The sequence below is a fragment of the Aggregatilinea sp. genome, assembly GCF_036822615.1.
GTDB lineage: Bacteria > Chloroflexota > Anaerolineae > Aggregatilineales > Aggregatilineaceae > Aggregatilinea.
Genome location: NZ_DAISHJ010000060.1, coordinates 1 through 8991, shown reverse-complemented (window position 1 = coordinate 8991; position 8991 = coordinate 1). Strand labels below are relative to the sequence as shown.

The 8991-nt window shown below is 62.4% G+C and carries 6 protein-coding genes and 1 pseudogene; 4 read left to right on the top strand and 3 right to left on the bottom strand.

The genetic code is table 11. The features are described from left to right. From V7116_RS16010 to V7116_RS16000, 3 genes are all read right to left on the bottom strand, one after another. Positions 1-439 (bottom strand): sigma-70 family RNA polymerase sigma factor (locus tag V7116_RS16010; RefSeq protein WP_324392955.1); only part of this gene is annotated, 439 nt, incomplete at its 3' end. Positions 440-521: 82 nt separating this feature from the next. Next, positions 522-1301, bottom strand: a complete 780-nt coding sequence (locus tag V7116_RS16005; RefSeq protein WP_324392954.1) for an SDR family NAD(P)-dependent oxidoreductase — start codon at positions 1299-1301, stop codon at positions 522-524. Between the two features lie 322 nt (positions 1302-1623). Beyond that, positions 1624-2940: a KamA family radical SAM protein gene (locus V7116_RS16000; protein ID WP_324392953.1), complete on the bottom strand. Its 1317-nt coding sequence runs from the start codon at positions 2938-2940 to the stop codon at positions 1624-1626. A 521-nt stretch (positions 2941-3461) separates the two neighbouring features. Here V7116_RS16000 and V7116_RS15995 point away from each other — a divergent pair. The 4 genes and pseudogenes from V7116_RS15995 to V7116_RS15980 all read left to right on the top strand — a co-directional run. Next, complete coding sequence (locus tag V7116_RS15995; protein ID WP_324392952.1) at positions 3462-4859, top strand: 30S ribosomal protein S1; 1398 nt, start codon at positions 3462-3464, stop codon at positions 4857-4859. 386 nt (positions 4860-5245) lie between these two features. Then, positions 5246-7750: an ATP-dependent Clp protease ATP-binding subunit gene (locus tag V7116_RS15990; protein ID WP_324392951.1), complete on the top strand. Its 2505-nt coding sequence runs from the start codon at positions 5246-5248 to the stop codon at positions 7748-7750. Positions 7751-7949: 199 nt separating this feature from the next. Further along, on the top strand, positions 7950-8330 hold the full coding sequence (locus V7116_RS15985) for a response regulator (RefSeq protein WP_324392950.1): 381 nt from the start codon (positions 7950-7952) through the stop codon (positions 8328-8330). 117 nt (positions 8331-8447) lie between these two features. Beyond that, a pseudogene (locus tag V7116_RS15980) lies at positions 8448-8991 on the top strand (hypothetical protein); the annotation flags it as partial.

Below are 8991 nucleotides of genomic sequence, written 5' to 3'. Positions count from 1 at the left end.
ACTTGAGCGCGATCAGGTCGCGCTCGCGGTCGCCCAGCGCGGCTACGGCGTCGAGCAGCCGGTCACGCGTCTCGGCGTGGGCGGCCAGCTCGTCGGGCGGGGGATCGGGACTGGGCACGCGGTGCAGCAGGTCGAGCGACAGCCAGCGGCGGCGCTTCTGCCGCCGGAAGTGATCGCTCACGGCGTGCCGCGCGATGCCGAACAGCCACGCGCCGAATGGCGCGCGCTCCGGGCGGTACGCGGCGAGATCGGCCAGCGCGCGCTCGAAGACGCGGGCGGTCAGGTCGTCGGCGACCTGGGCATCCCACACGCGGTAACGCGTGTAGTTGTAGATGCGCGGGAAGTAGTGGTCGTAGAGCGCGGCAAACGCAGCCGGGTCGATCCGGGCTTGCGCGATGAGGGACGGCTCGTTTGCCAACGCATTTACCATGCTTTCCATAGGCGCTCCTGTGTGCAGGCGGGTCTACTGGTAAATGCGTTGGCGGTGCGCCATGTATTACAACTTGGGGCCGGACGCGCGCTTATGCGCTCGTGTGCTGCTTCACCAGTTCGGTAATGCGTTCTTCGTCCCATGAGACGAACATGCCGGACCATTCGTGCGGCGCGTGCAGCGCCAGCACGGCCAGCGCGCGGCCCGGCTCCTCCGGGGATCGCAGCTCACCACGCTCGTGCAGGCCGACGAAGCGCTGGTAATCTTTCTCGTGCATGGTCCCTTTGCCACGCTCGCGGATGAGCGCCTGCATTTCGGTGTCGATGATGCCCGGCGCGACGGCCAGCGCGGTCAATTCCGGCTCTTCGAGCGCCAGCACGCTCGTCAGGTGATTGAGCGCCGCTTTCGATGCGCCGTACGCAGCCCACGTCGCTTTGGGATGGATGGCCGCTCCGCTCGATATATTGATCACGCGCCCTTTCCGCCCCCGCAGCGAGGCCAGCGCCGCGCGGGTCAGCAGCACTGGGCCGATGACGTTGATCGCCATGTGGCGCGTCCAGTCGTCGCGCGCCGCCTCACCGATCGGCGCGATCGGTTCCAGGACGGCGGCGTTGTTGATCAGCACGTCGATGCGGCCAAACCGGTCGAGCGCGGTCTGGATCAGCCGCTCGCAGATCTCCGGCGCGCTCACGTCTCCGACGACGACCTCCGCCGTGCCGCCCGCCGACCGGATGCGCCCGGCCACGGCCACCAGCTCGTCGCTGGACCGCGCGTTGAGCACGAGCCGTGCGCCCATCTGCGCCAGCATGCGCGCGGTTGCTTCGCCCAGGCCGCGTGAGGCCCCGGTGACGATCACAATCGGTTGGCTCATCATGACCTCCATCTCAGAACAGCTCTGCCGATCATTTTTAGTAGTTAGTGTAAGGGCAAATGCCGCCTGTCGTCTTTAAGTTCATAGAGTTATACGGGCGATCGGACTTCACTTCCTAGTGATATCCCAGCCCTCAGCCCTTGTTTTTGCTGTAAAACGACCCATAGTTCGCTGGCGGCCACCCGAAAAACACAGCGCCTGCCGGATGTGGCAGACGCTGAGGAAATCGAAGCGGGATGCGGGGCTGTACTCAAAAAACGTGATAGATAACTGTGCGCGCTGGTCTACCCCCCTGTGGTGTCACCAGCCCCGACCGGCAGCTTTACGAAGCCGCCGCGTATTCCGTTCCCGGATCGAAGAAAAAGGCGGGCGCGCCAAAGGCGGGTTCCAGATCGAACAGCCACGTGGCCTCCGGATCGTAGCGCGCGAAGAACGGGCGTCCGACCCAGTCGGGATCGCGGCCCTGCAAAAACGTCAGCACGAACACGCGCTGTCCCTCGATCTGCGTCATGCCGTTGATCAGCACTTTGCCGGGCGTGGCCGACATCACCGGGCCGCGCACCGTGCGCGATAGCCCCGAGACCTGGTTGTACGCCTGCCGGAAGATCAACGCCGATTCGCCCAGCGGCACCTCGAAGTAGTTCTTAGGGCCGGTGTCGCGGCTGACAAACATGTAGTAGGGAATCATGCCCAGCCCCACGCCGCGACGCCACATCGCCGCCCAGACCTGCGGATCGTTGTTCACGTGGCGGATGATGGGCGCTTGCATGCGGATCTCGCAGCCCACGTCACGCAGCCGCCGGATCGCCTGCTGCACGACCGGCGTGGACATCTCACGCGGATGGCTGAAGTGCGCCATGATCGCCAGATGGCGTCCCGATGCGATGACCTCTTCAAACAGGCGCATCAGGTCGTCGGCGTCATCGTCGGTGACGAAGCGCTGCGGCCAGTAGGCGAGCGCCTTCGTGCCGATGCGGATCGACTGCACGTGCGCCAGATCAGGCGCCAGCAGCGGCTCGATGTAGTCGCGCAGGAAGCGCGTTTTCATCACCGCCGGATCGCCGCCCGTAAAGAGCACGTCGGTGACTTCGGGATGGTGGCGCAGGTACGCGGTAAGGCCGGATGAATCTTTTGCGGCAAAGCGCAGATCCTGGTCCCCGATGAACTGCGCCCAGCGGAAGCAGTAGGAGCAGTAGGCGTGGCACGTCTGGCCGCGGCTGGGGAAAAACAGCACCGTCTCGCGGTATTTGTGCTGGAGGCCCGGCAGCGGCTCACCGTTGAGGTGCGGCACGTTATACGTCATCTGCCCGGCGGGGTGCGGATTGTGGCGCATGCGGATCTCGTTGACGACCGGCTGAAGCTCCGCAGCGGACGCGTTCCGCCGGATGAGCCGGTGCACGGCGGCGAAATCCTCCGGCGCGAGCATACCGCGCTGGGGAAACGTAAGCTGGTAGAGCGGATCGTTCGGCACGCGCTGCCAGTCGATGAGGTCCGCCACGTAACGGTTCGCGCGGAAGGGAAACACGGCGGAAACGGCCAAAATCGTCTGCTGAAGTTCCGGGCGGAGAGCCTTGAACTGGGGCAGAGTGTGAATGTTGCTGCGAATCAGTGGGGCATAAGTTGATAGTGTCAAAGACATGGGTTGAATTCCTTTCGATCATAAAAGGGGAATCTTCCTGATGTATGAAAGATTCGGGCGATGACCTCCTGGTCAGGACGCTAATAGAGACAGCCAGAGCGGCTGCCAGCAGATACCAGAACAGTGCCAACGAGGCAGAGATCACGTGTTCCTGGGATGGAAGCGTTGAGGCGACCGGGCTGCCGGATAGATCAGGATGAAGGGACAGGTCGCAGGGTAAGCAGGAACACAGGGCCGGTTTTGAAGGCTCATGTCGCCGCAAGAGGGCGAATGGGCCATTGGGATAGGTTGGAAAATCATAGGGGCGCTGTGGAAGCGCCAACGTAAATTTTTTGACTTGCATTTATTCTACATGAGAACCGGGCTGTGGACAACCTAATCAATTCATTCTTATTTGATCCTCTGGTACGCTTGTCATGCTGGCTTTATTATTACACCCCAAAATAGTGTGGACGGTTGATTCTTGCTCGCCCACTAGGTATAATGCCCGTGCACTCGATAGTATCGGAGAACAAACTTCCATGATGCCGAATAACCCTGATCTCGGCGACGAAATGCTCCCAGAAGAGAGCGCACCGGACACCGAGCACACTACAGCCGCACCTCAGGACGAGACTCCTGAACTCGCGGCGGACATGACTCAGCCTGAGTCGAGCGTCGATGTGCAGTCCGACGCGGACGAGACTCAGGAGCAGGACTCTGCGGCCAGCGACACCGAAACGTCGGAAGAACCCGGCGGCCTGAAGGCGAAGTCTATCGTCGAAGGCACGGTGCTTGACACCAGCCCCACCGAGGTCCTTGTGGACCTGGGCGAAGGTGTAACAGGTGTGGTTGCCAGCCGCGAACTGGAACGGATGGACCGTGTGGCACTGGAAGCGCTCAAGCCGGGGAATCCGGTCATCGCTTACGTGCTCAAGGCACGGGGCAGCGATGGGCGTCCTGTGCTGTCGCTGGCACGCGCCGAAGAAGAGCGCAACTGGCAGATGGCCGAAGACTATCACCAGAGCCAGGACGTGTATTACAGCAAAGTCGCGGGCTATAACAAGGGCGGCCTGATCGTGCGGTTTGGCAAGGTGCGCGGTTTCGTGCCTGCCAGCCAGGTCAGCCGCGAGCGCCAGCGCCGCGCTGAGGGCGAAAATCCCGAAGCACGTTGGGGTGAGATGGTGGGCGAGGACATCGCGGTCAAGGTGGTCGAGATCGACCGCGCTCGCAACCGCTTGATCCTCTCCGAGCGTGCTGCGGCCCGCGAATGGCGCGAGCAGCAAAAGGGTCGCCTGCTGGAAGAGCTTGAGGTCGGGGACGTGCGCAAGGGCCGGGTCATCAGCCTGGCGGACTTTGGCGCGTTCGTAGACCTGGGCGGGGCCGACGGCCTGATCCACCTCACCGAGCTGTCGTGGGAGCATGTGACGCACCCGCGCGAGTTGCTGGAAGTGGGGCAGGAAGTCGAGGTCGAGGTGATCAGCCTGGACCGTGACCGCAAGCGCATCGGCCTCAGCCTGAAGCGCAAAGCGCAGGACCCCTGGGAAGACGTGCTGCGCCAGTACGAAGTCGGGCAGCTCGTCCAGGCCAGCGTGACCAAGCTGACCAAATTTGGTGCGTTTGCGCGGTTGGTCGATTCGCCCGAAATCGAAGGGCTGATCCACATCTCCGAGCTGGCCGACTACCGGGTGAGCCACCCGCGTGAAGTCGTGCTCGTCGGTGACGTGCTGACCCTGCGCATCGTGAAGATCGATCCCGACCAGCGCCGGCTGGGGTTGTCGCTGCGGCAGGTGGATTCGGCCAAGTTCATGGATCAGGACTGGGAAGCCCTGGTCGATGAATTCGAGCAGGGCGCGAGCGGTGCGTCACAGCCCGCCGAAGAAACCGCTCCTGACGCCGGTTCTGCTGAAGACGAAGCCACGGACGAAGACGAAGCATAAGCCCGTCGACCTCCTCTAATGAAGGGTGACAGAGGTCCCGTCCGTGGGTGGATGGGACTTCTTAGCATCTGCCGTTCAGACATTGCGACCGCTGGGCGATCGTCCAACGGTCCTCCACCGCCTGTTTCAAGCCAGCAAAAAAATCACTAGAATAAGAGTAAGGGTAGCCGCATACGATGGGATGAGGGATCTAACGTTACATCTACAAAGTTTTAATGAGATTTTCATGTAATAAATTGGTGAAGTTGATGGTGTATCGGCTAAAATAAGCAGTGTGGCGGAATGTATTCCAAGTCACGATGGCACCCCACCGTTAGCATCGTGGTTACCCGCCGTTAGGCTGTGACCTAACGCCAAGTGCGCCGGAGGGGATGAGGAGGGACACAGTGTCTAACAAAATGGAGCGCTTTACCCAGCGCGCCCGCCGAGTCCTGAGCCTGGCTCAGGAAGAAGCCGAACGGATGCAGCACAACTACATCGGGACCGAGCATCTGCTTTTGGGCCTGATGCGGGAAGAAGGTGGTGTAGCCGGACGGGTACTCCGTGAACTGGGCCTGCGTCAAAACCAGGTCGAACAGCTCGTTGAAAAACTCACCAGCGGCAATAAGCGCCCTGGTGTTTCGCGCATGGACCTTTCGCCAGCCACCAAGAAGGTGTTGGAGCTGGCTGTAGATGAAGCGCGCCGGATGGGGCATCACTACATCGGGACCGAGCATCTTCTGCTGGGCCTCGTGCGTCACCCCGATGGCGTTGCGATGGATGTGCTCAAAGAACTGCGCATCAGCCCGGATGAAATTCGCCGCCAGACGCGCCGCGTGCTTCAGGAGAACCCGCTGCAATCGTCGCAGCGTCGTTCGATCGAAGCCCCGCAGGAACGCGCGCCGCGCGGCGGTGGAGCAAAAACCCCCATGGTGGATCAGCTGGCAACGGACCTGACGGCCCTGGCCGAACAGGGGAAGCTCGATCCCGTGATCGGTCGCCAGATGGAAATCGAGCGCGTGATCCAGATTCTCAGCCGCCGCCAGAAGAACAACCCGGCCCTGATTGGCGAGCCGGGTGTCGGTAAGACCGCCATTGTGGAAGGGTTGGCGCAGCGCATCGTTGCGCGCGACGCGCCCGCTCCTCTGCTGAACAAGCGCGTTTTGCAGCTTGACGTCGGCTCGCTGGTCGCCGGTACGATGTATCGCGGCCAGTTCGAGGAACGCCTCAAGCGGGTGATCGAAGAACTGAAGACGTCCGACAGCATTCTCTTCATCGACGAAGTGCATATGCTGGTTGGCGCGGGGTCGGCGGGCAGCAGCGTGGATGCGGCCAATATCCTCAAACCGGCCCTGGCCCGCGGCGAGCTTCAGTGTATTGGCGCAACGACGCTCGATGAATATCGCCGCCACATCGAGAGCGACGCGGCTCTGGAGCGCCGCTTCCAGAAGGTGATGGTCGAAGAACCGACCATCGAGGAAACGATCGACATCCTGCACGGCATCCGCACGCCGTACGAAGAGCATCACAATCTGGAAATCACCGACGAGGCCATCGAGGCTGCGGCGACGCTGTCGGCACGCTACGTGCCCGACCGCTTCCTGCCCGACAAGGCCATCGACCTCATCGACGAAGGCTCCAGCCGCGTGCGCATGTACAAGTCGCCCGAGTCCTCGCGCGTGAAGCGCCTGCAGGGCGAGATCTCGACCATCAAGGACGATATCGAGATCATGGGCGGGGAGCTTGGCCCCGAAGAGCGCGAAAGCATGGAACAGCGCCTGGTCGAGCTTGAGGATGAATTCGAAGAGTACAGCAAGCACTGGAATCCTGAGACGCAGCACGCCCGCCTGACCGCCGAAGACGTGGCCGAAGTGGTGGGCATGTGGACCGGCATCCCGGTGACCAGCATCGCGCAGGAAGAATCCGAGCGCCTGCTGCACATGGAAGAAGAGCTGCACAAGCGCATCGTCGGGCAGGACGAAGCCATCGAGGCCATCAGTAAGGCGGTTCGCCGCTCGCGTGCTGGCCTGAAGGACCCGCGCCGCCCGATCGGATCGTTCATCTTCCTCGGCCCGACGGGCGTCGGAAAGTCCGAGCTGACCAAGGTCCTGGCCGAATTCCTGTTCGGCAGCGAAGACGCGCTGGTCCAGCTCGACATGAGTGAGTTCATGGAACGCCATACGGTTGCCCGCCTGACGGGGGCGCCGCCCGGCTACGTGGGCTACGAGGACGCAGGCCAGCTTACCGAGGCGCTGCGCCGCCGCCCGTACAGCATCGTCGTCTTCGACGAAATCGAGAAGGCGCATCCCGAAACCTTCAACATGCTCTTGCAGATCATGGAAGAAGGGCACCTGTCGGACGCGCGTGGCCGCCGTGTAGACTTCCGCAACGCCATGATCATCATGACGAGCAATGTCGGCGCGGAGACGATCAAGCGCGGTACGACCCTGGGCTTCGGCCTGCCGACCGTCGGCGAAGAGGGCGAGCCGGTCGAGGACTACGACGAGATGCGGAAGTCCGTGATCGATGCGCTGCGCCGCACGTTCCGCCCCGAATTCCTCAACCGCGTGGACGCGACCGTGGTCTTCCGGGCGCTGACGCGCGAGGAAATCAAGGGCATCGTCGAGCTGGAGATGAAGAAGGTCAACGAGCGGCTCGCGGACCGCGCCATCACGCTGCACGCGACCGAAGCGGCCAAGACCTATCTGGCCGACAAGGGCTACGATCCTGACTACGGCGCGCGCCCGCTGCGCCGCCTGATCACCAGCATGGTGGAAGACCGGCTCTCGGACGTGATCCTGAACGGCGATATCAAGCTGGGCAGCACCGTGATCGTGGACCACAACCCCGATACGGATGACCTGACCTTCAGCGAAGAGCAGCCCACCGAGACGCTCAGCGAACCCGCTTAGCGGACGCACAGTATTCGGAGTAATGACAGGCGATCCCTGTGAATGGGATCGCCTGTTTTTTTGTGGCAAAAAGGTTTTGGGCTGTGCGCGTAGGGGAACAATCTACCCTATCCGCATGGCTTTACTCACATGCGCGAATAGTTAAATCCTAATATACTTAACTAACATGTGGGCTGCTAGCGGACGAAGGAAATGGATTATGGGGTATTCCGTTCTGATTGTGGATGACGATAGGGAACTGCGCACCATTTACCGCATGATCCTCGAGCGCCGGGACTACACGGTGTTCGAGGCGGGCAATGGGGCGGAAGCGCTCAAGTTTTTGATGAACCAGACGCCCGACGTGATCGTGATGGATATGCTCATGCCGATGCTGGGCGGCGAGGCGGTGATGCAGCGCATCCGGCAAATGCCCGCCCTCAAAGATACGCGCATCGTCGTGCTCACCGCCTATCCGCGCTTCCAACAGTCGGCCTTCACGTTTCAGGCCGACAGCTTTTTGGTGAAGCCGATCAAGCCGGACGAACTGGTACGCACGATTGCCAGTGTGCTGGAGAAAGATCCCGAAGACAGCGCTTAACCGGTCCTCCCCAGAGATGTCCCCGACTGGTATCATAGCGGGTTGGTTCCCAGACCCAGGCCGCGCTACAATCGCCGCCTGTTGCTCGTCCACACCCGAAGTTGGAGCCAGAGTCCTATGCACCTGCTCGCCTGGATCAACTGCCATCCAGCCGTCTACCGTTGGCGCGTGGTCGCAGCGCTGATCGCCGTGACCCTGCTGGCCGCGTGCGGTGGGAACAGTGCGACGCCCGCCCCCACGACCGCGCCCACCGCTGCCGCTCCTGTTGCCGTGGTCGCCGTCGAGCGCGCGATGGTGTTTCCTGCGCCGGATCGCAACGCCGAGCCGTTCACGTCGCTGTACGAGCGGGAGCGCATCCCGGTCGAAGGCGCGTCGCCGGACGGCAGCTTTTTGCGCGTGTCCATCGATGGCCAGCCCGGCTGGATTTTGCGCGCGCAGGTAGAGATCGAGGGCGATCTGGCGCTGGTTGCGGTGGCGGAGGCGACGGAAGCGGCGAGTGACGTTCCGGCGATGCCCACGGCCACGGCGGTTCCCACCGAAACACCGACGCTGGCGATCGTGTGGACGAACACGCCGGAGCCGGTGACGCTGACGCCCACGCCCGGCGTGACGGTGATCTGGACCGATACGCCCTCCGCGATAGCCGCCGCGCCGACCATCA

Excerpts from the sequence above, each read along its gene's own strand:
- V7116_RS16005 (WP_324392954.1), bottom strand. The coding sequence starts at position 1,301 with ATGAGCCAACCGATTGTGATCGTCACCGGGGCCTCACGCGGCCTGGGC.
- V7116_RS16000 (WP_324392953.1), bottom strand. The coding sequence starts at position 2,940 with ATGTCTTTGACACTATCAACTTATGCCCCACTGATTCGCAGCAACATT.
- V7116_RS15995 (WP_324392952.1), top strand. The coding sequence starts at position 3,462 with ATGATGCCGAATAACCCTGATCTCGGCGACGAAATGCTCCCAGAAGAG.
- V7116_RS15985 (WP_324392950.1), top strand. The coding sequence starts at position 7,950 with ATGGGGTATTCCGTTCTGATTGTGGATGACGATAGGGAACTGCGCACC.